Here is a 23,061-nt window from a genome sequence, read left to right as displayed (position 1 = left end):
TCCGCCGGTGTGAGCACCGCGGCGGCCCCTGGCATTCCTTGCGTCAGCTACCGGCGAACAACGCCCTGACCCGGGCGATCTGCTCCTGACGCTCGGCTGCGGCCTGCTCCTCCAGCGTGCGCTCCCGCGCCCCCTGGAGCAGGCGCTTTGTCGCGGTCGCGGCGCCCCTGTCGACGGAGAGCAACGCGGCTGCCAGGTCCTGTACGGCCCGCGTCAGCTCGTGCGGGGCGACGACCAGTTCGGCGAGACCGAGGGCGAGCGCCTCCCGCGCCCCCACGGCACGGGCGGTGAGACAGATCTCAAGGGCCCTTGGCAGGCCGACCAGGTCGGCCAGTGGCTTGGTGCCCGTCAGGTCGGGGACCAGCCCCAGGGCGGGCTCCCTCATGCACAGTGTGGCGTCCTCGGCCAGGATCCTCAGGTCACAGGCCAGGGCCAGTTGGAATCCGGCTCCGATCGCGTGCCCGTTGACGGCGGCGACGGAGACGATGTCCGGGCGGCGCAGCCACAGGAACCCCTGCTGTGCCTGGGCTATCCGCTGTTCGAAGATGGGGTCTTCGGCCGCCGCGAGAGTCGCGAGCGAGCCCTGACCCGGGATTCCCTCGGGGGCGAGCAGACGCAGGTCGATACCTGCCGAGAAGGACGGCCCCTCACCTCGGACCACGACGACCCTCACCTGCTGCGGCAGGGTGTCACCGATGCGAGCCAGCTCCGACCAGGTAACGAACGTCTGTGCGTTACGTTTCTCCGGCCGGTCCAGCGTGATCGTCGCGATCTCGCCGTCCACCTCGAAGCGCAGACCGGCCTCCTCGTGAGAGACCTTCTCCGCGCTCCCCCCGATCGCCGCTTCCGCCATCGCCCGCTCCAAGCTGTCGTGTGCGTCTCGCCCGAGCCTATCGACTCTCTAGAAGGAGGTTCTACAGGCCCGAGCGGGACGTGTCAGCGGAGGACGAGCGGCTGCGGTCGCGCGTTTCCGAGGCGGGGTCAGCGCTTCGACTTACCTCGGGTGGCGCCGCCGCGTCCACGCAGAGTCACACCGGACTCGCTGAGGATGCGGTGGATGAAGCCGTATGACCTGCCGGTTGAAGCGGCCAGCGCCCGGATGCTCTCACCGGCGCTGTAGCGCTTCTTCAGATCGGCGGCCAGTTTTTCACGGTCGGCCCCGGTCACCCGGGTGCCCTTCTTGAGAGTCTCGGCCACGAGTACCTCCTGTAGTGCCAGACTTCCGCAGCGTTACTCACGCCATGATCAGTCATTTCTGCGAGATCGGCTACCTACTCCATGGGAAAAGATCCGTACCCGCTCAAATTAAGATCAGGCAAGTGCCACAAGATCGGAAAATTCCTCGCTCCAAGCGTCTTCGACTCCGTCTGGTAGCAAGATCACCCTATCGGGTCGTAGAGCCTCTACAGCCCCCTCATCATGCGTAACAAGGACAATCGCCCCAGAATAGGATCTTAGTGCAGATAGAACCTGCTCCCTGCTGGCCGGGTCCAGGTTGTTCGTCGGCTCGTCGAGCAGCAGAACGTTGGCGGACGAAAGCACCAGCGTGGCCAGGGCGAGCCGCGTCTTCTCCCCTCCCGAGAGAACCCCCGCGGGCTTGTCCACGTCGTCCCCGGTGAACAGGAACGACCCGAGAACCTTCCGCAGGTCGGAGTCGGCCAGTTCCCCGCCCGCGGAGCGCATGTTCTCCAGCACGGTCCTCGACGGGTCGATCGTCTCGTGCTCCTGGGCGTAGTAGCCGAGTTTGAGCCCGTGGCCCGGCCTGACCTCCCCGGTGTCGGGCTCCTCGATGCCGCCCAGAATGCGCAGCAGAGTGGTCTTTCCCGCGCCGTTCAGGCCCAGGATGACGACCCTGCTGCCCCTGTCCACGGCCGCGGCGACGTCGGTGAAGACCTCAAGCGAGCCGTAGGACTTCGACAGGCCCTCCGCGCTGATCGGCGTGCGGCCGCAGGGGGCGGGCTCGGGGAAGCGCAGCTTGGCCACCCTGTCACTGCGCCGCTCGGCCTCAAGACCGGACAGCAGCCGCTCGGCGCGACGCTGCATGTCCTGTGCCGCCTTGGCTTTCGTCGCCTTGGCCCGCATCTTGTCGGCCTGCGACATCAGCGCCGAGGCCTGCTTCTCGGCGTTGGCCCGCTCGCGCCTCCTGCGCTTCTCGTCGGTCTCCCGCTGGGTCAGATAGGCCTTCCAGCCGACGTTGTAGGTGTCGATCACCGCCCGGTTGGCGTCCAGGTGCAGGACCCGGTTTACCGTCGCTTCAAGAAGCCCGACGTCGTGGCTGATAATGATCAAACCGCCCTGATGGGATCGTAAAAAATCACGAAGCCACCCAATTGAGTCTGCATCGAGGTGGTTTGTCGGCTCGTCAAGCAGGAGAGTCTCCGCTCCGGAGAACAGGATCCGGGCCAGCTCGACCCGCCTGCGCTGGCCTCCTGACAGCGTCTCCAGCGGCTGTCCGAGCACCCGGGCGGGCAGTCCGAGGCTGGAGGCGATCGAGGCGGCCTCCGACTCGGCGGAGTAGCCCCCCAGGACGTGCAGCCGGTCCTCAAGGCGGCCGTAGGCGCGCACCGCGCGGTCCCTCGTGCGCCGGTCCTCCGAGGCCATGCCCTGCTCGGCCTCGCGCAGCTCGCGCAGGACCTCGTCGAGCCCGCGCGCCGACAGGATGCGGTCACGGGCCAGCACCTGGAGGTCGCCGGTGCGCGGGTCCTGCGGCAGGTAGCCGACGGAGCCCGTCGTCGAGACCGTGCCCGCGGCGGGCAGGCCCTCACCCGCGAGCACCCTGGTCAGGGTGGTCTTGCCCGCGCCGTTGCGGCCCACCAGACCGACCTTGTCGCCGGGGCCGATCCGGAAGGAGGCCCCTTCGATGAGCAGCCGGGCCCCGGCGCGAAGTTCGATGTCAGAAGCTACGATCATGGTTGGAGAACACTCCCAGAATGGACATAAACCGGCTCACCTCACTGGCCGAACCCGCCGCCGCCCCGTGTCTCCCGGCTCCGGCCCGGCTGTCTCGCCTCATCGGGGGGCGGCGTCAGTCGGAAGTGCGCATACCGATCAGTGTACGGCGCGCCCGCACAGCCCCGACCTCCCCGAAGCGCCGGTGACCGGCCCGGCGACGCCGTACGGCTCGCGCTCAGTCCGGGTGGGTGACCCTGATCCTGACGGCGCGGAACTCGGCGGGGGTTCCCGCGAGCACCACGAGCCGGGGGTCGGGCACCGTCAGGAAGGGCTCCGCCTCCAGCGCGAAGACCGGGGCGAGCCTGCGGTCGGCGCGCAGCGCGTCCACCGCCCTCCTGTCCCCGCCGAGGACCACGGCCTCAAGCTCCGCCACGTGCGGCCCGAGGACGCGCAGCGCCACCTCCGCCGCCGCCTCGTGCGCCTGGCCGACCTGCTTCTCCCTGCGCCTGGCGAACCTCTGCTGGGACCAGCCGCCCGCCGCGCTGCGGCCGTGGACCTGCCGGGAGCCCACCTTCGAGGACAACAGCTCCTCGCCGTGGAAGATCCCGGCCGCGTGGCCGCCGAGCCGTACGAGAAAGACGCCGATCCTGCGCTCGGTGCGCGCGTGGGTGATGAGGCGGGCCAGCGGGCCGCCACCGGAGGCGGTCAGCGGCGGGAAGGGCACCTGGCACTCGGCGACGGCGCCGTCCGCGCCGAGCAGCCGCACGACCTTCTCCTGCGCCGTCACCGAGGGCGGCCCGTGCCGCTCGACGAAACCGTCGATCCAGCGGCCGAGGCGGGCGGGGCCGACCTGGACCCAGCGTCCGCCCCCCTTCGCCGGTCGTGACGTCATGTGACGGGACACTACCGGCTCCTCCCCGGGCGGTCCGCCTTCAACGAACAGCGAAATATCGGTGAACATCGCTGAACGTCACTTATGCGGCTGCTGACGATGGTTCATTCTCTGTACGTGTCGAGCAGAACACGTCTCCTCCCGCCGGGCACCGCGACAGCCGCCACAGCGGCCACAGCGGGGCCCACCGCGACGTCCCTCTCGGACGTCACCCCGATCGTCGACCTCGACACCGGAGGCGTCATCGCCCTCCAGGCTCCCGGTGACGGTCACGGCAACATCTCCTCCGCCGTCCGCACGGTCCTGCAGGTCTCCAGGAGTGAGGCCCTGCTCCCCCTGGTGCTGCCGATCCCCTCCTCCGCGGTGATCGGCGGGTCGGCCGCGCTGGCCCCGCTCCACGAGGCGCTGCGCACCGCGGGCCGCAGGCCGCGCGAGGTCATCCTGATGGTCAGGGGCGACTTCGCGCAGGTCGAGCGGCAGTCCCTGGTCACCGGGCTCGACGGGCTGCGCGCCATCGGCTACCTGATCGCGGTCGGCGACCTGGGCACCGCCTACATCCCGCTGGACCTGCTCACCGACGCGGCGCCGTACCTCGCCGTGCTCTCCCCCGACCTGGTCGCCAGGATGCCGCGTGACCCGCGCCGCGCGGCCCTGGCCGAGTCGCTGGCCACGCTCGCCCGCGGGATCGGCGCCCACGTGCTGGCCCCCGGCGTGTCCGAGGAGGTCCAGCTCACCGCGCTGCGCTCCTGGGGGGTACGGCTGGCGCAGGGCCCGCTGCTGGTCCCCGGCCCCTCGGGGAGGGTCCACGTGCCCATCGCGGCCCCCAGGCAGGAGCCGTCGCAGGCGCTGCGGGGTCCCCGCGTCCAGGAGTTCCTGCTGCCCGCGATGACCGTGCCCGTCGAGGCGACCGCCGAGGAGGTCGTCGAGGCCTTCGGCACCGACCCGTCCATCACCAGCGTGATCCTGGTGGACGAGTACCAGCGTCCGAAGGGCAGTCTCGACCGCAGCCGCTTCCTGCTGTCCATCGCCAGCCGCTTCGGCCACGCCCTGCACGGCAAGAAGCCCGCCCTGCGCCTGGCGGACGCGCCCCGCAACGCCCCCAAGACCATCCCGGTCATCGCCGCCATGCAGGTCGCGGGGCGTGACGCGGAGCGGGTCTACGACGACCTGGTCGTGGTGGACGAGTTCGGCCGCTGCATGGGCATCGTCCGGGTGGCCGACCTGATCCGGCAGGTCGCCGCGCAGCGCTGACACCTTTACATCGTAGATCAATCAGCGAGGGCCTCAACCCACCTGGCGGTGTCGGTGATCTGGACCAGCGAGGCGACCAGGCCGTCCCTGACGCGCAGGTCATGGGCGAAGGCCGCCTCGTGCGCGCGGCCGCTCGCGCGGGCCGTCCCCCGGTAGTGCCCGAACACCACGACCCGCTCGGGGTTCGACCAGACCTGCTCCTCGGGGTACGGCGCGGTGTCCAGGTGGGTGAAGACCACTCCCCAGCAGTCGCCGAGCATCGCCGCCGGACCCGTGTGCGTGCCGCCGACGCCCAGCGGCATGCCCGCGCTCACGGTGCCGACGAACTCCGGGTGGAGCGCGCCCAGGATCGCCTCGGGGTCGCGGGCGGCGAAGCCCCGGTACAGACGGTCTACGGCGTTCACGGAACCTCCGGTAGTTTTAGAGACTTCTCTCCAGAATAGTACTCCAGAGTAGGCACGGCCGGGACACGTGCGGGCCGTGCGGACGAGACGTGTGGCCGAGAAAGGACAGGGAAGCGGACTCCAGGCACTCGCCGACGATCCCTATATAGGGATATTGATCCACAAAAGGGATTTATGGCGATGGGTGCCAGGGGCTACTCAAAGAAACCATCAAACGGCTATGCCACTTAAATCACCGTATGCTACTACTTAGGGCAACCTAACCTAACGACCATCGGGGAGTTACCTATGGCAGAGGGCAGACCTGCGCGTAAGACCATCCGTGGCCAGGTGAAACGGGTCGAGTGGATCACGCCGCACATGATCCGCGTGGTGCTCGGCGGCGAGGGACTCGCGGGTTTCGGCGCGGGCGCGTTCACCGACCACTACGTCAAACTTCTGTTCCCCCCACACGGGGTGACCTATTCCGGGCCGTTCGATCTGGAACGGATCCAGAACGAACTTCCCCGCGAACAGTGGCCGACCACCCGCACCTACACCGTGCGCTCGTGGGACCCCGAGACGCTCGAACTGGCCATCGACTTCGTCCACCACGGCGACAGCGGCATCGCGGGCCCCTGGGCGGCGGCCGTACAGCCCGGGGAGGAGATCCACTTCTTCGGCCCCGGCGGCGGGTACGCCCCCGACCCCGAGGCGGACTGGCACCTGTTCGTCGGCGACGAGAGCGCGCTTCCCGCCATCGCGGCCTCCCTTGAGCGGCTGCCCTCCGGCGTGCTGGCCCACGTGCTGGTCGAGGTCGCGGGCCCGCAGGAGGAGCAGCGGCTCGACTCCCCCGGCGACACGAAGATCGTCTGGTTCCACCGGGGCGACGCGCCGGTCGGCGACGCGCTGGTCACCGCGGTGCGCGAGCTGGACTTCCCCGAGGGCACCCCGCACGCCTTCGTGCACGGCGAGGCGGCCTTCGTCAGGACGCTCCGCCGCCACCTGCGGGCCGAGCGCGGGATCCCGCTGTCACGGCTGTCCATCTCCGGTTACTGGCGGGTCGGCCGCGACGACGAGACGTGGCGCGCCGTCAAGCAGGACTGGAACCGGCAGATCGAGGAAGAGGAGGCCGCGAGCCTGTCGTCCTGACGCGGGCGGGCGGATCAGAGCCAGCCCTGCGCCTGGGCGCGCCGTACCGCCTCGATGCGGTTGCGGGCCTGGGTCTTCTGGATGGCCGAGGACAGGTAGTTGCGGACCGTCCCCTCCGACAGGTGCAGGTTCAGCGCGATGTCGCCGACGGTCGAGCCGTCGGCCGCCGCGGCCAGGACGTCACGCTCTCTCGGTGAGAGCGGATTGGGCCCGGCGCTCAGCGCGGCGGCGGCCAGCCCCGGGTCGATGACCCGCTCACCGGCGCGGACCCGGCGGATGGCGGCGGCGAGCTCCCGGGCCGGGCTGTCCTTCACCAGGAAGGCCACCGCCCCGGCCTCCATCGCCCGCCGCAGGTAGCCGGGACGGCCGAAGGTCGTCAGGATCATGACCTGGCAGCCGGGCAGCGCCTCGCGGATGCCCGCCCCGGCGGTGATCCCGTCCCCACCGGGCATCTCGATGTCGAGCAGCACGACGTCGGGGCGCGTCTCAAGGGCGACCTGGAGCGCCTCGTGACCCGAGGCGGCCTCGCCGACCACCTCGATGTCGGGTTCGAGCCCCAGCAGCGAGGCCAGCGCGCCCCTGACCATCGCCTGGTCCTCGACCAGCAGGACCCTGATCACGCGCCCGCCCCCGCGGAGGGCACCGCGACCCGCAGCGCGAAGCCCCCGCCGCGGGGGCCCGCGGACACCGTGCCGCCCGCCGCCTCGACCCGCTCGGCGAGCCCGGCCAGCCCGTTGCCCTGCTCCGTCCCGTACGGCACGGCCCCGTCCCCGTCGTCGACGATCTCCAGGACGCCGGTGCTGCCGTCGTAGCTGACCTCGATCGCGCAGCTGTCAGCCCCGGCGTGCCTGATGACGTTGGTGACCCCCTCGCGCACCGCCCAGCCGAGCAGCCCGTCGAGGTGGTCGGGCAGCGGGGTGCCCGCGAGCCTGACGCTGACCCGCGTCCCCGCCGCCTCAAGCGCGGCCCTGGCCCCGTCGAGCTCGCCGGACAGGCCGCGCTGCCGGTAGCCGGTGACGGCGTCGCGCACCTCGACCAGCGACTGCCTGGCGACGGACTCGATGTCGCGGATCTCCGGCAGCGCGCGTTCAGAGCCGCTCTCGGCAAGCCGCCCGGCCAGCTCGCTCTTCAGCACGATCAGGGAGAGGCTGTGGCCGAGCAGGTCGTGCAGGTCACGGGCGATGCGCAGCCGCTCCTCCCCCGCGGCCAGCCGCGCCACCTCCCGCTGCGCCTGACGGAGCTGGACCACCAGGATCTTGGTCCTGCGCACCCGGGTGAACAGGACCGTCAGGGTGAGGACCTGGAAGACGAGCACCACCGTGCTGCCGAGGTCGTGGTCCTTCAGCAGGCCGATCAGCAGGACGACAGTCCCCATCGCGACGGCGGCGACGGCCGAGACCCGTGAGCTCAACGCCATGCTGTAGATCACGGTCGTGTAGATCGGCAGGGTCAGCCAGCCGCCGCCGAAGGCCACCGGCAGCACGACCGCCAGCACGGTGGCGACCGCGACCATGGTGTAGGTCACGGGGCCGACCCGCCCCTCGCCGTCCTCCCCGTCCTGCCAGCGGCTCAGCGCGGCCCCGAGGTAGGCGAGGACGAAGACGCCCAGACCGAGCACGGCCCACACCGCCTGGGGACCCCGCAACTTCCCCGAGGCGATCTCCGAGACGGGGAAGAACAGGTAGACCATGCCGATGGACAGCCAGCCGATCCGCTTCCAGCGGGGCTGGGGACCGTCCGTCCCCGTCTGGACCTCCTCGGTGAGGAACCTCAGGCCTCTCGTCATGCCCGTGCTGTCGCCCTGCGGTAGGCGAACACGGCGGCTGCGCCGAGAACGACGGCCCAGACCAGGGTCGTGACCACATCCTGGAGCGGCGGCGCCTGCCCCGAGACGAGGTTCCAGCCGATGTCCGCGTACGAGAAGGAGGGCAGCGCGTGGGCGATGGTCTGCATGGTCGCGGGCATGGTGTCAACAGGGAACCACAGGCCGCCCAGGATCGCCAGCCCGAACATGCCGATCATGGCGGCCGGCTGGGCGGTGTCCGGGGGGACCAGCGAGCCGACGGCGAGGCCGAGCGCGGCGAAGGGCAGGATGCCAATCCACATGCCCAGGAACAGCAGGGCCCACCGCCCCGGCGCCAGCGAGACCCCCTGCGTCGTCATGGCGACCACGAAGACCAGCGCCAGCGAGGGCAGCGCCAGCAGCAGCGTGGAGACCAGCTTGGTCAGGATGATCGACCAGCCCGGCAGCGGGGTGATCTGGAGCTGACGCAGCCACCCGGCCTGCCTCTCCTGCGCCCAGGGTACGGCGGTGCTCATGATGGAGGCCGAGAGCGCGCCGTAGGCGCCCATGGACACCATCAGATAGGCCGCGGCCCCTCCTCCACCGGAGCTCGCCTGGCCCGCGACGATGTTGCAGAAGAGCACGTAGAGCACCACGGGGAAGGCCACGACGAAGATGACGTAGCGCTTGTTGCGCAGCATTCTCAGGATCTCGACCCTGATGTGGTTCGGCATCACGGCTCCCGGGTGAGGGCGAGGAAGGCGTCTTCGAGGTCGGCTCCGGCGAGCCTGAGGTCGCGGATCTCCAGCGAGGTGCCCCGGTAGAGGGCGGCCACGGTCGCGTCGGGGTCTGCGGTACGCAGCGTCGCCGTACCCCCCGTGACCTCGACCGCCGAGACACCGGGCAGGGCGTCCAGTCCGGCAGCGGACTGCCCGTCGAGGGTGAAGCGGACGGCGTGCCCGCCCGCCTTCGCCTTGATCTGCGCCGCGGTGCCGTCGGCGACGACCCGTCCCCTGGCGACCACGATCACCCGGTCGGAGTTCTCGTCGGCCTCCTCCAGGTAGTGGGTGGCGAACAGGACGGTACGGCCGCCCGCCGCGTAGTCGCGCATGGCGGCCCAGAACCGCTGCCGCGACTCCACGTCCATGGCCGCGGTCGGCTCGTCGAGCACCAGCAGCCTGGGGGCGCCCGCGACGGCCAGGGCGAACCTGACCCGCTGGCTCTGCCCGCCGGACAGTTTGCCCGCCCTGCGTCCCGCCAGGTCGGTGAGGTCGGCCATCTGGAGGATCGCGTCCAGGTCGAGCGGCTCCGGGTAGAGCCCGCGCACGAAGTCGACCAGCTCCCTGACGGTGAGCTCGGGAATCAGCTCACCGTCCTGCAGCATGGCGCCGACCTCACCCCTGGCGACGGCCTGCTCCGGGGGACGTCCGAACAGCTCGATCCGGCCCCCGCTCGGACGGATCAGGCCAAGCAGCATGTTGATCGACGTGGACTTCCCAGCCCCGTTCGGGCCGAGGAGCGCGACGGTCCTGCCCGTCTCCACGGTGAGGTTCAGGCCGTCGACGGCGAGCACGTTCCCGTAGGACCTGCTCACGTCGGTGAAGGCGATGGCGTTCATGGACGTAACGCTAGAAGCGGGCCCGCCTACGGCGTCAGTGCCGGTGATCCCGCCTTGACGATGACATTTGTCAGACGCGGCAGGCGAAGATGGCGGTGACCAGGATGGCCTTGGCGCCGATCTCCCAGAGCTGGTCCATCACCTGCTGGTGGCCCTTGCGCGGCACCATGGCGCGGACCGCGACCCAGCCCTCCCGGTGCAGCGGGGAGACCGTGGGCCCCTCCATGCCGGGGGTCAGGGCGATGGCCTCCTCGATGCGCTCGACCCTGATGTCGTAGTCCATCATCACGTAGTCACGTGCCATCAGCACGCCCTGCAGGCGGCGGACGAGCTGCTGCACCCTGGGGCTGTCCCCGGTGCCGGTCCGCTTGATCAGCACGGCCTCGGAGGTGGCGATCGGCTCGCCGAAGACCTCAAGGCCGATGTTGCGCAGCGTGGTGCCGGTCTCGACGACGTCGGCGACCGCGTCGGCGACCCCCAGCCTGATCGCCGTCTCGACCGCGCCGTCCAGCTTGATCACCCGGGCGTCCACGCCCTGTTCTCCGAGGTAGGCGCTGAGCAGACCGGCGTAGGAGGTGGCGACGCGCTTGCCCTTGAGGTCCATGACCGAGGCGAAGGCGCCCGGATTGGCCGCGAAGCGGAAGGTCGAGGCGCCGAAGCCGAGCGGCATGATCTCCTCGACCTGCGCGCCCGAGTCGTGGAGCATGTCACGACCCGTGATGCCCGCGTCGAGGGTGCCCTCGCCGACGTAGACGGCGATGTCCTTCGGGCGTAGGAAGAACAGCTCGCAGGAGTTCTCCGGGTCGACGACCACGAGCTCCTTGCTGTCCTTGCGGGAACGGTATCCGGCTTCCTTGAGGATGGTCTGGGCTGCCTCGTTGAGGGCGCCCTTGTTGGGAACGGCGAGACGGAGCATGGCTGTGGCTTCCTTGGACTGGTCTGCGGTCTGGGAACGTGAGCCGGGCGCACCGGCTCACAGATGCTTGTAGACCTCGTCCAGCCCGATCCCCTTGGCGAGCATGAGGACCTGCACGTGGTAGAGCAGCTGGGAGATCTCCTCCGCGGCCCGCTCGTTCGACTCGTGCTCGGCGGCCATCCAGCTCTCCGCGGCCTCCTCGACGACCTTCTTGCCGATGGCATGGACTCCGGCGTCCAGCGCGGCCACGGTGCCCGACCCCTCGGGGCGGGTGCGCGCCTTGTCTGACAGCTCGGCGTACAGCTCTTCGAAGGTCTTCATGGTCTCTCTCGGCGTCGTGGGATGTCGCTGCCAAGCCTAACGGCCTCGCGGACCGCGGTGGATGAGAGTCCACGCTCTGGACATCCCGCGTGTTCCGGGTCCGCCGCCGAACGCCGGACGGGGCCGGTACGGCGTGTGCCGTACCGGCCCCGTCGGGGTCGTCATGCGTCGTGCCTCGTGAAAGGCACGGCAGGAGGGTCAGCGACCGTGGTAGCCGCCGCGCCTTCCCCTGCTCTCGGGACGGCCGCCCGAGCGGAACTCGCCGCCACGGGCCTCGCCGCCACGGAACGGCTCCCGGCGCTCGCCACCGCGGAAGGGCTCGCCGCGATCGGCAGCGGGACGCTCCGCGGACCTGAAGGGACGCTCCCCACCGGCGCGGAAGGGACGCTCGCCGCCGCCACGGAAGGGCTCCCTGCGCTCGCCGCCACGGTAGCCACCGGTGCCGCGGCTCTCGGGACGGCCGTCGAAACGACGCTCCTGCCGGTGCTCGGGACGCTCGGAGCGGAACTCCGAGTGCTCCGGGCGCTCGGCGCGGTAGGGACGCTCGGCGCGCCCGCCCTCACCGGCGGAACGCTCGCGCGGCTGGTAGCCGTCGCCACCGTGACCGGGACGGTCACGGAAGCGGCGCGGGCCACGTCCCCCGCCGAAGCCGCCGCGCCGCTCGCGCTGCTTGGCGACCGGGGCCGCGGGCTCCCAGACCGGGATCGGCTCGCCGCTGGGCTGACGCGCCCCGGCGACCTCCTCCAGGCGCGGGTGGCCCGGGGTGGCCTTGAGGCGGAAGGGCTTGATGCCCGCGCGGCGGGTCATCGCGTCGGTCGAGCGGCGCTCGTTGGGGAGCACCAGCGTCATGACGGTGCCCTTCTCCCCCGCGCGCGCCGTACGGCCGCCGCGGTGCAGGTAGCTCTTGTGGTCCTGCGGCGGGTCCACGTGCAGCACCAGGCTGATGTTGTCGACGTGGATGCCACGGGCGGCGACGTCGGTGCAGACCAGGACGTTGATCTCGCCTTCCTTGAACTCGGCGAGGATGCGGGTCCGCTGGTTCTGGCGCTTGCCGCCGTGCAGACCGCCGGACTTGACGCCGACCTGGGCGAGCTGCTTGCACAGCCGGTCCACCCCGTGCTGGGTGCGCACGAACATGATGGTGCGGCCCTCGCGGTTGGCGATCTCGGCGGTCACCGGGAACTTGTCGTCGCGGTGGACCTCGAGCACGTGGTGCTCCATGGTCTCGACCGAGGAGGCGGGCGGCGCCATCGAGTGGGTGATCGGGTCGGTGAGGAAGCGCCGCACCAGCTTGTCCACGTCACCGTCGAGGGTGGCGGAGAACAGCAGCCGCTGGCTGTCGGAGGGCGTCTGCTGCAGGATCGCGCTGACGACCGGGAAGAAGCCCAGGTCACACATGTGGTCGGCCTCGTCCAGGATGGTCACCTGGACCTCGTCCAGCGTGCACTCACCCTGCTGGATCAGGTCGGTGAGACGACCGGGGGTGGCGACGACGACCTCGACGCCGCGGCGCAGCGCCTCGATCTGACGGCCCATGGACATGCCGCCGACGACGGTCTTCATCCGCAGCGACAGGCCACGGCCAAGCGGCTCCAGCGCGTCGGTGACCTGCATGGCAAGCTCGCGGGTCGGCACCAGGACGACCGCCAGCGGGCGGCCGGGACGGGCCTTGCCCCCGGCGATACGGGCCATCATCGGCAGGCCGAAGGCCAGCGTCTTGCCCGAGCCGGTCTGGCCGCGACCGAGAACGTCGTTACCCGCGAGAATGTCGGGGATGGTGGCCCGCTGGATGGGGAAGGGGCTGTCGATGCCCTGACGGGCGAGCCCGTTCACCAGCGGCTTGGGCAGGCCGAGGAGGGTGAACTCGGACACGTCAGACGGAGTCTCGGAGATCTCGGTGATTTCGGGCAGGGCAGCGTCAAGCATGGTCACGAAGATTCGTGCCTTTCGATAGAAGGACGGGGGCACGTCACTTCTGCGAAAGGACGAGCCTGGAACGCGTGACCTGAGGTCACGCTCGATCTACGCCCACTGTGGGGGCGGTGGTGCGGTGCAAGTCGAGGCGCACCGCACGAAACGGGTCAATCATACCCGCACGCAGTCAAACCACGATCAAGCATACCCGGCGTTCGCAGTGCCAGGTCCGGCCGGGGCGTACGGCACGGGCCGACGCTTGTCCGTCACGAAGTCAACGCTCCGCAGCCAGGCCTTTCTTCCCGGCCTGGGCATTCTCTCACACATTCTTGTACGGCCCGCACCCGTTTTCGGGCGCGAGCCGTACCGGAGACGTGGGTCAGACGTTGAAACCGAGCATGCGCAGCTGGTCACGCCCCTCGTCGGTGATCTTGTCGGGACCCCACGGCGGGAGCCAGACCCAGTTGATCTTCACGTCGGAGACCATGCCGTCCAGGGCGGAGTGCGCCTGGTCCTCGATGACGTCGGTCAGCGGGCAGGCCGCGCTGGTCAGCGTCATGTCGATGGTGGCGATCGGCGCGCCGCCCGCCTCGGTCTCGTCCAGGTTGATCCCGTAGATCAGGCCGAGATCGACGACGTTGATGCCGAGCTCGGGGTCGACCACGTCCTTGAGGGCCTCCATGACCTCCTCAAGGGTGGTCTCCCCGTCGTACGCCGAGGTCGGCGTCTCAACAGGCTTGCTCATTCCGTACTCCTCACAACCGCGTCCTTGTAGGCCATCCAGGCGAGGAGCGCGCACTTGACGCGCGCGGGGAACTTGGCGACCCCGGCGAAGGCCACCGCGTCGCCAAGAACGTCCTCGTCCGCCTCGACCTGTCCCCTGCTCTGCATGAGCCGGGTGAACTCCTCGACGACGGCGAGGCTGTCCTCGACCGTCGAACCCGTGGCCAGCTCGTACAGCACCGAGGCCGCCGCCTGGCTGATCGAACACCCCTGGCCGTCGTAGGACACGTCCTCGACCTTGCCGCCGTCGCCCAGTTTCACGCGCATGGTGATCTCGTCGCCGCACGTCGGGTTCACGTGGTGAACCTCGGAGTCGTACGGGTCTCGGAGTCCCCGCCCCTGGGGATGCTTGTAGTGCTCCAGGATCAGCTCCTGGTACATGGACTCGGCGATCATCTGGGCTGCTCCGGCATGGCTAGGCGAACACCTTCCGCACGTGGTGGAGGCCGCGGACCAGGGCGTCGATCTCGGCCGGGGTGTTGTAAAGATAGAAGGAGGCCCGCGTCGTCGCGGGAATCCCGAACCTCAGGTGCAGCGGACGGGCGCAGTGGTGCCCGACCCGCACGGCCACCCCGAAGTTGTCGTCGAGGATCTGCCCGACGTCGTGCGGGTGAATCCCCTCCAGGGTGAAGGAGACCACCCCGCCGCGCTCATCGAGGTTCTCCGGGCCGATGACCCGCAGCCCCTCGATCTCCCGCAGGGCCTCCAGGGCGTAGCCGGTCAGCTCGCGCTCGTGCTGGGCCACGGCGTCCAGTCCGACCGCCGACAGGTAGTCGAGCGCCGCGCCGAGACCGATGGCCTCGACGATGGGCGGGGTGCCCGCCTCGAACTTGTGCGGCGCGGGGGCGTAGGTCGAGTGGTCCATCCAGACCGCCTCGATCATCTCCCCGCCACCCAGGAACGGCGGCATGGCCTCAAGCAGCTCGCCGCGCGCCCACAGCACGCCGATCCCCGAGGGGCCGACGGCCTTGTGGCCGGTGAAGGCGAGGAAGTCGACGCCGAGCTCGGTGACGTCGACCGGCCGGTGGGGCACCGACTGGGAGGCGTCGAGCATCGTCAGCGCGCCGACCTCGCGGGCCCTGGCGACCACGCGATCGACCGGGTTGACCGTGCCGAGCACGTTGGACTGGTGCGCGATGGAGACGATCTTCGTGCGCTCGGTGACGAGCTCGTCGAGGTTCGACAGGTCCAGGCGGCCCTCGTCGGTGACGGAGAACCACCGCAGCGTGACGCCGGTGCGCTGCGCGAGCAGCTGCCAGGGCACGATGTTGGAGTGGTGCTCCATCTCGGAGATGACGACCTCGTCGCCGGGGCCGATCCTGAACCTGGGGTCGTCGCCCGCCGGGTTGCCGAAGGCGTAGGCGACCAGGTTGAGCGCCTCGGAGGCGTTCTTGGTGAAGACGATCTCGTCACGGCTCGGCGCCCCGACGAAGGCGGCGACCTTGTCGCGGGCGCCCTCGTAGGCCTCGGTCGACTCCGCGCCGAGCACGTGCATGGCGCGGCCGACGTTGGCGTAGTGCGTCGTGAAGTGCTCACGCATGGTCTCGATGACCTGCGTCGGCTTCTGCGAGGAGTTGGCCGAGTCGAGATAGACCAGCGGCCTGCCGCCGGGCAGCTCGCGGGAGAGGGCGGGAAAGTCCTTCCTGATCCTCTCCACGTCGAATCCGGTTTCCATCAGGCGGAGGCCTTCACGTACGCCTCGTAGCCCTCGGCCTCCAGCTTGTCGGCCAGCTCGGGGCCACCCTGCTCGACGATGCGGCCGCCCGCGAAGACGTGGACGAAGTCCGGCTTCACGTAGCGCAGGATGCGGGTGTAGTGGGTGATGAGCAGCACGCCGGTCTCGCCGGTTGAGCGGAAGCGGTTGATGCCCTCGGAGACCACCCGCAGCGCGTCGACGTCGAGACCGGAGTCGGTCTCGTCGAGGACGGCGATCTTCGGCTTGAGCAGCTCAAGCTGGAGGATCTCGTGGCGCTTCTTCTCGCCGCCGGAGAAGCCCTCGTTCAGGTTGCGCTGGGCGAAGGCGGCGTCGATGGACAGCGCGTCCATCCCGGACTTGAGGTCCTTGGCGAACTCGCGGAGCTTCGGCGCCTCGCCGCGCACGGCGGTGACGGCCGAGCGCAGGAAGTTGGAGACGCTGACCCCGGGGACCTCGACGGGGTACTGCATGGCCAGGAACAGTCCGGCGCGGGCGCGCTCGTCGACCGACAGCTCCAGCAGGTCGACGCCGTCGAGCAGGACCTGCCCGCCGGTGACTGTGTACTTCGGGTGGCCGGCGATCGCGTAGGCGAGCGTGGACTTGCCCGAACCGTTGGGGCCCATGATGGCGTGGGTCTCGCCCGCCCGCACGGTGAGGTTGACCCCGCGCAGGATCTCCTTGTCGTCGACCGCGACATGCAGGTCACGGATCTCAAGGGTGGAACCCGGGCGGACTCGGCTCGAATCAGACACTGTTACGACTCCTTCGAGAGCGAGACGAGGACGTCATCGCCGTCGATCTTCACTTGGTAGACGGGGACGGGCTTGGAGGCGGGAGGCCCGGTTGGCTTGCCGGAACGCAGGTCGAAGCACGAGCCGTGCAGCCAGCACTCAAGGGTGCCGTCGTAGACCTCGCCCTCGCTGAGCCTCACCTCGGCGTGTGAGCACACGTCGTGCAGGGCGTAGACCTCGGCGCCCCTGCGGACCAGGGCGACGGGGGTCTCCTCGACCTCGACGCCGATCACCCCGTCGTCCGGGATGTCGGTGATCTTGCAGACCTTCTCGAACGTCACTTCTCCAGCTCCGCCTCGACCTTGGCGAACACCCGCTGACGCAACTCGTCGAGCTCGATCTTCTCCAGGAGCTGCTTGAAGAAGCCCCTGATGACCAGGCGGCGGGCCTCCTCGAACGGGATGCCACGGGCCTGGAGGTAGAAGATGTGCTCGTCGTCGAGACGGCCTGAGGCGCTGGCGTGGCCCGCTCCCGCGACCTCCCCGGTGAGGATCTCCAGGTTCGGCACCGAGTCGGCGCGGGCGCCGTCGGTGAGCAGGAGGTTGCGGTTGAGCTCGTAGGTGTCGGTGCCCTCCGCCTCGACCCGGATGATCACGTCGCCGATCCACACGGCGTGCGCGTCCTCACCCTGCAGCGCGCCCTTGTAGACGACGTTGCTCCTGCAGTTGGGCGTGGAGTGGTCGACCAGCAGGCGGTGCTCAAGGTGCTGGCCCGCGTCCACGAAGTACAGGCCGGTCAGGTCGGCGTCCCCGCCCGGTCCCTCGTAGGAGACCGAGGGCGAGAGCCGTACCAGATCGCCGCCGAGGGTGACCACGAAGCTGCGGAAGGTCGCGTCCTTGGCGAGCAGGGCGTGGTGGTGCGAGACGTGGACGGCGTCGTCGTCCCACTCCTGCAGGCTGACGACCTTGAGCGTGGCGCCCTCACCGACGACGAACTCGACGTTGTCGGCGTAGACCGCGCTGCCCTGGTGCTCCAGGACGACGACGGCCTCGGCCATCGGCTCCAGCCTGACCAGGGTGTGGCCGTAGGCGGCGCCGTCGCCGGAACCGGTCACGGTGACGACGGTCGGGGCGGAGGCGACCGCCTCGCGCGGCACGGTGATGACGGTCGCCTTCTCGAAGGAGCTGTAGGCCTGGGCGCTGACCCGGTCGGCGGGCACGTAGGCCCTGCCGAGCCGCTCGTCGTCACGGCCCACGGTCTCGACCGTGACCTCGGGCGCGGCATCGACCCTGACCACGACGCCACCCGAGGCGGCGGCGCCGGTGTGCAGGCCCTTCAGACGCGACAGCGGCGTGAAGCGCCACTCCTCCTCGCGGCCCGTCGGAACGGGGAAGTCCGCGACGTCGAAGGAGGCCTTCTCGTGGAGGGTCGACAGGGGCTTCGTCTGAGAGGCTGTTTCGAGACCCATCAGCCGACGGCTCCTTCCATCTGCAGCTCGATCAGGCGGTTCAGCTCAAGGGCGTACTCCATGGGGAGCTCGCGCGCGATCGGCTCGACGAAGCCGCGCACGATCATCGCCATGGCCTCGTCCTCGTCCAGACCGCGGCTCATGAGGTAGAAGAGCTGGTCGTCGGAGACCTTGGAGACCGTGGCCTCGTGTCCCATGGAGACGTCGTCCTCGCGCACGTCCACGTAGGGATAGGTGTCCGAGCGGCTGATCTGGTCGACCAACAGGGCGTCGCACTTGACGGTGCTGGCGCTGCCGTGCGCGCCCTCCTCGATCTGCACCAGACCCCGGTAGGAGGTACGGCCGCCGCCCCTGGCGACGGACTTGGAGATCACCGTCGAGCTGGTGTTGGGAGCCAGGTGCACCATCTTGGCCCCGGCGTCCTGGTGCTGGCCCTCGCCGGCGAAGGCGACGCTCAGCGTCTCACCCTTGGCGTGCTCGCCCATGAGGTAGACGGCGGGGTACTTCATCGTGACCTTGGAGCCGATGTTGCCGTCGATCCACTCCATGGTCGCGCCCTCGTAGGCGACGGCGCGCTTGGTGACCAGGTTGTAGACGTTGTTCGACCAGTTCTGGATGGTCGTGTAACGGCAGCGGGCGCCCTTCTTCACGATGATCTCCACGACGGCGCTGTGCAGCGAGTCAGAGGAGTAGATCGGCGCGGTACAGCCCTCGACGTAGTGCACGTAGGAGTTCTCGTCCACGACGATCAGGGTCCGCTCGAACTGGCCCATGTTCTCGGTGTTGATCCGGAAGTAGGCCTGCAGCGGGATCTCGACGTTGACGTTCGGCGGCACGTAGATGAAGCTGCCACCGCTCCAGACTGCCGTGTTCAGCGAGGCGAACTTGTTGTCGCCCACCGGGATCACGGTGCCGAAGTACTCCCTGAAGAGCTCCTCGTGCTCCTTGAGGGCGGTGTCGGTGTCGACGAAGATGACACCCTTCTCCTCAAGGTCCTCACGGATCTTGTGATAGACGACCTCGGACTCGTACTGGGCGGCGACGCCGGCGATCAGGCGCTGCTTCTCCGCCTCGGGGATGCCGAGCTTGTCGTAGGTGTTCTTGATGTCCTCCGGGAGCTCCTCCCAGGAAGCGGCCTGCTTCTCGGTGGAGCGCACGAAGTACTTGATGTTGTCGAAGTCGATCCCGCTGAGGTCGGAGCCCCAGTTGGGCATGGGCTTCTTGCCGAAAAGCCGCAGCCCCTTCAGGCGGAGGTCGAGCATCCACTCCGGCTCACCCTTGAGCGCGGAGATGTTGCGGACGACCTCTTCGGACAGGCCACGGCGGGCCGCGGACCCCGCGGCATCGGAGTCGGCCCAGCCGAACTTGTAATTCCCGAGGCCTTCCAGCTCCGGGCGGTCGGTGATAGTCACCTTCCGGTCTCCTTGCTCGTTTCGTCGATCACTTCATGGGTTGCCGGGGCGTCATCCCGCGGATCCGTCGCCGCGCCTGCCACGCGGTCGTCACGGGTCCGGCCGTCCCCTCTGCGGGGACTCACGTGGGTGGTGCACACCCCGTCGCCGTGGGCGATGGTCGCCAGCCTCTGCACGGGAGTGCCGAGGATCTGCGCGAAAGCCTCCGTCTCCGCCTCGCAGAGCTGAGGGAACTCGGCGGCGACGTGCGCCACCGGACAGTGGTGCTGACACAGTTGCTCACCGCCGAGGCTCGCCTTGCTCGCCGAGGCCGCGTAGCCGTCGGCGGACAGGGCCTCGGCCAGGAAACGCACCCGCTGGTCGGCGGGGACGTCACGCAGCTCGTGGCGCAGGCGCCGGACCAGGCCCGCCACCTGTGATCTGGCGAACTCGGCGACGGCCCCCTCGCCCGCCCGCTCGGCCAGGAAGCGCAGCGCGTTGCCCGCGAGCCCGTCGTAGGCGTGCTCGAAGGCGCTGCGGCCCGCGTCGGTTATGGCGAACAGCTTCGCCGGCCGTCCTCTTCCGCGCTGGCCTCGGGGGCGCGCCGTACGGTGCTCGATCATCCCGTCGGCGAGCAGCGCGTCCAGATGGCGGCGGACCGCGGCGGGGGTGAGGCCGAGCCGCTCGCCGAGGGCGGCGGCGGTGATCGGTCCGTGCTCCAGGATGAGCCGGGCGACACGCGCTCGCGTGCTGCGCTCGGCGGACACGCCTGAGAGCCGCGCGGGGGCGGTCTCATCCGTGCCTGACATCTTGGCCACGTATTTCACAACATCAGTGTGCCGTAATTGCTTCCCCGCTTACAAACCGTCGTCCGGCTTGCGGAGAATGCGATTTATCACGCAGGTAAGCCTTACCTAAGCTGCGGAAACGTCATCCGGGGGCTCGCGCACGCGGCAAGCCATAGAAGAGCGTCGTACGACCGGTATGTCCTCGTATCTCCTGTCTCGCACCGATCGGAGACAGCCTTTCGTCCCGTACGGCGGGCGGCACCCCATCCGTCCCTGTGACGGTCGCGGTCATGCCGGTCCCTCACGGACCGGGCCGCCCGGTTCCCGGACGTGAAAAATCTCCCCAAAGAAGACTTTGCTCAGCGGAACTTCCCCTGGGACCTCACCCGCGAGCGGCCTCGACCAGCCCGAAGACCGCGGACTGCGGGTCGGCGAGCACCGCCCTGAGCCCCTGCGGCGTCATCGACGGCGGCACCAGCACGCGGGCGCCCAGCTCGGCCGCCCTGGCCACCGCGGCGTCGAGGCGGGAGACCGCGAAGCAGCTCCGCCAGTGGGCCAGCGGCTCGGGCCCGGTGAGGCCCGCGACGGGGCGGCCGTGCAGGCACCACCACCCGTACCCTCCGGCGTCCTTGACGGTCCAGTCGAAGACCGCACGATAGAAGAAGTCCTCCCGGACTGCCGTCTCCCCGGTGACCAGCTCGCTCCACGCGAGCGTGCCCGCCTCGCCCACGACCTCGGCCCCCGCGTGCCGTACGGCCTGCCAGAGGATGAGGCAGGCGCCCGCGGAGTCCCGCACGGTCGCGGCGATCCCCTCGTCGAGGACCGGGGCGGGTTCGAGGACGACGGCGCCTCCCGCCGCGCGTGCCCTGGCGGTCGCGGCAGCGGCGTCGGCGACGGCCACGTAGGTGTTCCAGGCGCAGGAAAGTCCGTCTCCTGGGCCGACGCCCGCGACCACCCTGCCGTCCAGGGTGAACCTGCCGCGTCCGCCGGACTCGGGACGCGGGTCGAAGACCGCCTCCCAGCCGAAGACCTCCCGGTAGAACCGCACCGACAGGGTGACGTCGGTGCTCGACAGCTCAGCCCAGCAGGGGGCACCCGGTTCGTGGCCACTCCACTCGGACATACCGAGCCTCCTCATGTCATGATTCGGGACAGGCTCAGCGTGGCACGCGTGGTCGCGAGGGCCCGGAGACGATCAAGAGCCTTGGTGCGATCCGCTCCGAGCCTTTGACCGGGCTTTGACCGGACATGGCCGTGACGGGCGCGGAGGCGACGGTGCGCTCCCCGGCTCAGGTCCGCCAGCGTGACCGCCCCGGCGAGTCCCTAAACTCGTGCCCATGGAATCCCCAGCCGTCGAGATCAGCGATCTGGTCAAGAGATACGGCCGCACGACCGCGATCGACGGCCTCACGCTGGGCGCGGCCCGGGGCGCCGTGACCGCCATCCTCGGGCCGAACGGCGCGGGCAAGACCTCGACCATCGAGATCTGCGAGGGGTTCCGCAAAGCCGACGGCGGCACGGTCAGGGTGCTCGGGCTCGACCCGTCCAGGCCCGAGCTGCGCGCCAGGGTCGGGGTGATGCCGCAGGCGGGAGGGGTTCCCCCGGCGGCGCGCTGCGGTGAGTGGCTGCGCCTGATGTCCCGCTTCCACGCCCACCCGCTCGACCCCGCGGCCCTGCTGGAACGGCTCGGCCTGTCCGAGCACGCCCGCACGCCCTACCGCAGGATGTCCGGGGGCCAGCAGCAGCGCGTCTCACTGGCCGCGTCCGTCATCGGCCGTCCCGAGCTGGTCTTCCTTGACGAGCCGACCGCGGGTCTCGACCCGCAGGCGCGGCACGCCTGCTGGGAGCTGGTCGGCGACCTGCGCGCCGCCGGAGTGTCCGTGGTGCTCACCACCCACCACATGGACGAGGCGGAGAAGCTCTCCGACCGGGTCGTGATCATCGACCGCGGCCGGGTCGTCGCCGACGGCACCCCGGCCTCGCTCACCGGCGCAGAACGGCAGCTGCGCTTCCGCGCCCGCCCCGGCCTCGCCCTGGACGAGCTGCTCACCGCGCTGCCCTCGGGAAGCGCGGCCAAGGAGTCGCCCTCGGGGCACTACATCATCGAGGGGCAGGTCGTGCCCGAGCTGCTGGCCACCGTGACGACCTGGTGCGCCGCCGAGGGGGTCACCGCCGACGACCTGAGCATCGAGCGCCGCACCCTTGAGGACGTCTTCCTGGAGCTGACGGGACGTGAGCTGCGGTGACCCTCCCCGAGCCCGGCCCGTGTCAGACCAGCAGGAGAACGCAGTGACCACCCTGGACCTCACCCCCGCCCCCGGCGCCGCGCCGCTGAGCCGGATGGTGCTCGCGCAGACCGGGGCGGAGATCAGAGCCACGCTCCGCAACGGGGAGCAGCTCCTGCTGACGTTGATCATCCCGGTGCTGCTGCTCGTCGGTTTCTCGGCCGCGCCGCTGGTGAACGTCGGCGGCGGTTCCCGGGTCGACTTCGTCACCCCCGGGGTGCTCGCGCTCGCCGTGATGTCCACGGCCTTCACCGGGCAGGCCATCGCGACCGGCTTCGAGCGCAGGTACGGCGTGCTGAAGCGGCTCGGTGCGACCCCGCTGTCGCGGACGGGGCTGATGCTGGCCAAGACGCTCGCGGTCGTCGCCGTCGAGGCCCTCCAGATCGCGATCCTGTGCGTGGTGGCGCTCGTCCTGGGCTGGAGCCCCACGGGATCCCCGTTCGCCGCGGCGCTGCTGCTCCTGCTGGGCACCGCGGCCTTCAGCGGGCTCGGGCTGCTGATGGCGGGCACGCTGCGCGCCGAGGCGACGCTCGCCGGGGCCAACCTGGTCTACCTGGTCCTGCTCGGCTGCGGCGGGGTCGTCTTCCCGCTCTCGGTCTTCCCCGACTCGGTCGAGCCCGCGCTGCGGCTGCTGCCGATCAGCGCGCTGACCGGGGGGCTCCGCTCGGTCCTCACCTCGGGCGCCGGGCTGCCGCTCGGGGCGGTGCTCGTGCTGGTGGCGTGGGCCGCGCTGACCCTCGGTCTCGCATCCCGGACATTCCGCTGGGAGTGACCCACTCAGCCGGTAAGGTGTGAAC

Annotated in this window: 25 protein-coding genes; 4 read left to right on the top strand and 21 right to left on the bottom strand. The window is 70.0% G+C overall.

Going from position 1 to position 23,061, the window contains the following annotated elements; translation table 11 throughout:
- Window positions 1-43: 43 nt before the first annotated feature.
- From FHS44_RS32685 to FHS44_RS32670, 4 genes are all read right to left on the bottom strand, one after another.
- A complete protein-coding gene (locus FHS44_RS32685) occupies window positions 44-853 on the bottom strand; it encodes an enoyl-CoA hydratase/isomerase family protein (protein ID WP_184721839.1) in 810 nt (269 codons plus the stop codon).
- Between the two features lie 128 nt (window positions 854-981).
- Window positions 982-1,197: a helix-turn-helix domain-containing protein gene (locus FHS44_RS32680; protein WP_030507271.1), complete on the bottom strand. Its 216-nt coding sequence runs from the start codon at window positions 1,195-1,197 to the stop codon at window positions 982-984.
- Window positions 1,198-1,311: 114 nt separating this feature from the next.
- Complete coding sequence (locus FHS44_RS32675) at window positions 1,312-2,910, bottom strand: ABC-F family ATP-binding cassette domain-containing protein (RefSeq protein ID WP_184721837.1); 1,599 nt, start codon at window positions 2,908-2,910, stop codon at window positions 1,312-1,314.
- Window positions 2,911-3,127: 217 nt separating this feature from the next.
- Complete coding sequence (locus FHS44_RS32670) at window positions 3,128-3,784, bottom strand: acVLRF1 family peptidyl-tRNA hydrolase (RefSeq protein WP_184721835.1); 657 nt, start codon at window positions 3,782-3,784, stop codon at window positions 3,128-3,130.
- Between the two features lie 117 nt (window positions 3,785-3,901).
- On the opposite strand from FHS44_RS32670, the gene FHS44_RS32665 reads away from it, so the two are divergent.
- Window positions 3,902-5,035 carry an EAL domain-containing protein gene (locus FHS44_RS32665; protein WP_312863900.1) on the top strand — a complete coding sequence of 378 codons (1,134 nt, stop codon included), beginning with the start codon at window positions 3,902-3,904 and terminating at the stop codon, window positions 5,033-5,035.
- A gap of 17 nt (window positions 5,036-5,052) precedes the next feature.
- Here the strand turns inward: FHS44_RS32665 and FHS44_RS32660 are convergent, their stop codons facing one another.
- Window positions 5,053-5,439 (bottom strand): nuclear transport factor 2 family protein, encoded by a 387-nt coding sequence (locus FHS44_RS32660; protein WP_184721831.1) that lies wholly within the window; start codon window positions 5,437-5,439, stop codon window positions 5,053-5,055.
- A 288-nt stretch (window positions 5,440-5,727) separates the two neighbouring features.
- Here FHS44_RS32660 and FHS44_RS32655 point away from each other — a divergent pair, with 288 nt between their 5' ends.
- Complete coding sequence (locus FHS44_RS32655) at window positions 5,728-6,570, top strand: siderophore-interacting protein (RefSeq protein ID WP_184721829.1); 843 nt, start codon at window positions 5,728-5,730, stop codon at window positions 6,568-6,570.
- A gap of 14 nt (window positions 6,571-6,584) precedes the next feature.
- Here the strand turns inward: FHS44_RS32655 and FHS44_RS32650 are convergent, their stop codons facing one another.
- The 16 genes from FHS44_RS32650 to FHS44_RS32575 form a co-directional block, all read right to left on the bottom strand.
- The gene (locus tag FHS44_RS32650) at window positions 6,585-7,190 is read right to left on the bottom strand and encodes a response regulator transcription factor (protein WP_184721827.1); all 606 of its coding nucleotides are present in this window, start codon (window positions 7,188-7,190) and stop codon (window positions 6,585-6,587) included.
- Window positions 7,187-8,356, bottom strand: a complete 1,170-nt coding sequence (locus FHS44_RS32645) for a sensor histidine kinase (RefSeq protein WP_184721825.1) — start codon at window positions 8,354-8,356, stop codon at window positions 7,187-7,189. The genes FHS44_RS32650 and FHS44_RS32645 overlap by 4 nt, the downstream gene beginning before the upstream one ends.
- Window positions 8,353-9,087, bottom strand: coding sequence for an ABC transporter permease (locus tag FHS44_RS32640; protein WP_184721823.1), 735 nt, complete (start codon window positions 9,085-9,087; stop codon window positions 8,353-8,355). The genes FHS44_RS32645 and FHS44_RS32640 overlap by 4 nt, the downstream gene beginning before the upstream one ends.
- The gene (locus tag FHS44_RS32635) at window positions 9,087-9,971 is read right to left on the bottom strand and encodes an ABC transporter ATP-binding protein (protein WP_184721821.1); all 885 of its coding nucleotides are present in this window, start codon (window positions 9,969-9,971) and stop codon (window positions 9,087-9,089) included. Before FHS44_RS32635 ends, FHS44_RS32640 begins: the two co-directional genes overlap by 1 nt.
- 70 nt (window positions 9,972-10,041) lie before the next feature.
- On the bottom strand, window positions 10,042-10,887 hold the full coding sequence (gene hisG, locus FHS44_RS32630) for an ATP phosphoribosyltransferase (RefSeq protein WP_184721818.1): 846 nt from the start codon (window positions 10,885-10,887) through the stop codon (window positions 10,042-10,044).
- 57 nt (window positions 10,888-10,944) lie between these two features.
- The gene (locus FHS44_RS32625; RefSeq protein WP_184721816.1) at window positions 10,945-11,208 is read right to left on the bottom strand and encodes a phosphoribosyl-ATP diphosphatase; all 264 of its coding nucleotides are present in this window, start codon (window positions 11,206-11,208) and stop codon (window positions 10,945-10,947) included.
- A 198-nt stretch (window positions 11,209-11,406) separates the two neighbouring features.
- Window positions 11,407-13,134, bottom strand: coding sequence for a DEAD/DEAH box helicase (locus tag FHS44_RS32620; RefSeq protein WP_184721814.1), 1,728 nt, complete (start codon window positions 13,132-13,134; stop codon window positions 11,407-11,409).
- A gap of 367 nt (window positions 13,135-13,501) precedes the next feature.
- Window positions 13,502-13,867 carry a metal-sulfur cluster assembly factor gene (locus tag FHS44_RS32615; RefSeq protein ID WP_184721812.1) on the bottom strand — a complete coding sequence of 122 codons (366 nt, stop codon included), beginning with the start codon at window positions 13,865-13,867 and terminating at the stop codon, window positions 13,502-13,504.
- Complete coding sequence (gene sufU / locus FHS44_RS32610; protein WP_184721810.1) at window positions 13,864-14,301, bottom strand: Fe-S cluster assembly sulfur transfer protein SufU; 438 nt, start codon at window positions 14,299-14,301, stop codon at window positions 13,864-13,866. Before sufU ends, FHS44_RS32615 begins: the two co-directional genes overlap by 4 nt.
- Before the next feature lie 19 nt (window positions 14,302-14,320).
- Window positions 14,321-15,580, bottom strand: a complete 1,260-nt coding sequence (locus tag FHS44_RS32605; RefSeq protein ID WP_184721808.1) for a cysteine desulfurase — start codon at window positions 15,578-15,580, stop codon at window positions 14,321-14,323.
- On the bottom strand, window positions 15,580-16,311 hold the full coding sequence (sufC, locus tag FHS44_RS32600; protein WP_312863916.1) for a Fe-S cluster assembly ATPase SufC: 732 nt from the start codon (window positions 16,309-16,311) through the stop codon (window positions 15,580-15,582). The genes FHS44_RS32605 and sufC overlap by 1 nt, the downstream gene beginning before the upstream one ends.
- A gap of 44 nt (window positions 16,312-16,355) precedes the next feature.
- A complete protein-coding gene (locus FHS44_RS32595) occupies window positions 16,356-16,673 on the bottom strand; it encodes a Rieske (2Fe-2S) protein (protein ID WP_184721804.1) in 318 nt (105 codons plus the stop codon).
- Window positions 16,670-17,800: a Fe-S cluster assembly protein SufD gene (gene sufD / locus FHS44_RS32590; RefSeq protein WP_184721802.1), complete on the bottom strand. Its 1,131-nt coding sequence runs from the start codon at window positions 17,798-17,800 to the stop codon at window positions 16,670-16,672. Before sufD ends, FHS44_RS32595 begins: the two co-directional genes overlap by 4 nt.
- On the bottom strand, window positions 17,800-19,212 hold the full coding sequence (gene sufB, locus FHS44_RS32585; protein WP_184721800.1) for a Fe-S cluster assembly protein SufB: 1,413 nt from the start codon (window positions 19,210-19,212) through the stop codon (window positions 17,800-17,802). The genes sufD and sufB overlap by 1 nt, the downstream gene beginning before the upstream one ends.
- Window positions 19,209-20,000, bottom strand: a complete 792-nt coding sequence (locus FHS44_RS32580; protein ID WP_246436465.1) for a helix-turn-helix transcriptional regulator — start codon at window positions 19,998-20,000, stop codon at window positions 19,209-19,211. The genes sufB and FHS44_RS32580 overlap by 4 nt, the downstream gene beginning before the upstream one ends.
- 361 nt (window positions 20,001-20,361) lie before the next feature.
- Entirely contained in the window at window positions 20,362-21,102 is a 741-nt protein-coding gene (locus tag FHS44_RS32575; protein WP_184721798.1) for a VOC family protein, read from the bottom strand.
- Window positions 21,103-21,316: 214 nt separating this feature from the next.
- Here FHS44_RS32575 and FHS44_RS32570 point away from each other — a divergent pair, with 214 nt between their 5' ends.
- Window positions 21,317-22,225, top strand: coding sequence for an ABC transporter ATP-binding protein (locus FHS44_RS32570; RefSeq protein WP_184721795.1), 909 nt, complete (start codon window positions 21,317-21,319; stop codon window positions 22,223-22,225).
- A gap of 43 nt (window positions 22,226-22,268) precedes the next feature.
- Window positions 22,269-23,036, top strand: coding sequence for an ABC transporter permease (locus tag FHS44_RS32565; protein WP_376771626.1), 768 nt, complete (start codon window positions 22,269-22,271; stop codon window positions 23,034-23,036).
- The last annotated feature ends 25 nt before the right edge of the window (window positions 23,037-23,061 follow it).

Origin of the sequence: Streptosporangium saharense (assembly GCF_014203715.1) — a bacterium.
Classification (GTDB): domain Bacteria; phylum Actinomycetota; class Actinomycetes; order Streptosporangiales; family Streptosporangiaceae; genus Streptosporangium; species Streptosporangium saharense.
Note: the sequence above shows the minus strand (reverse complement) of the source record. Positions and strands in the feature narration are given on the sequence as shown.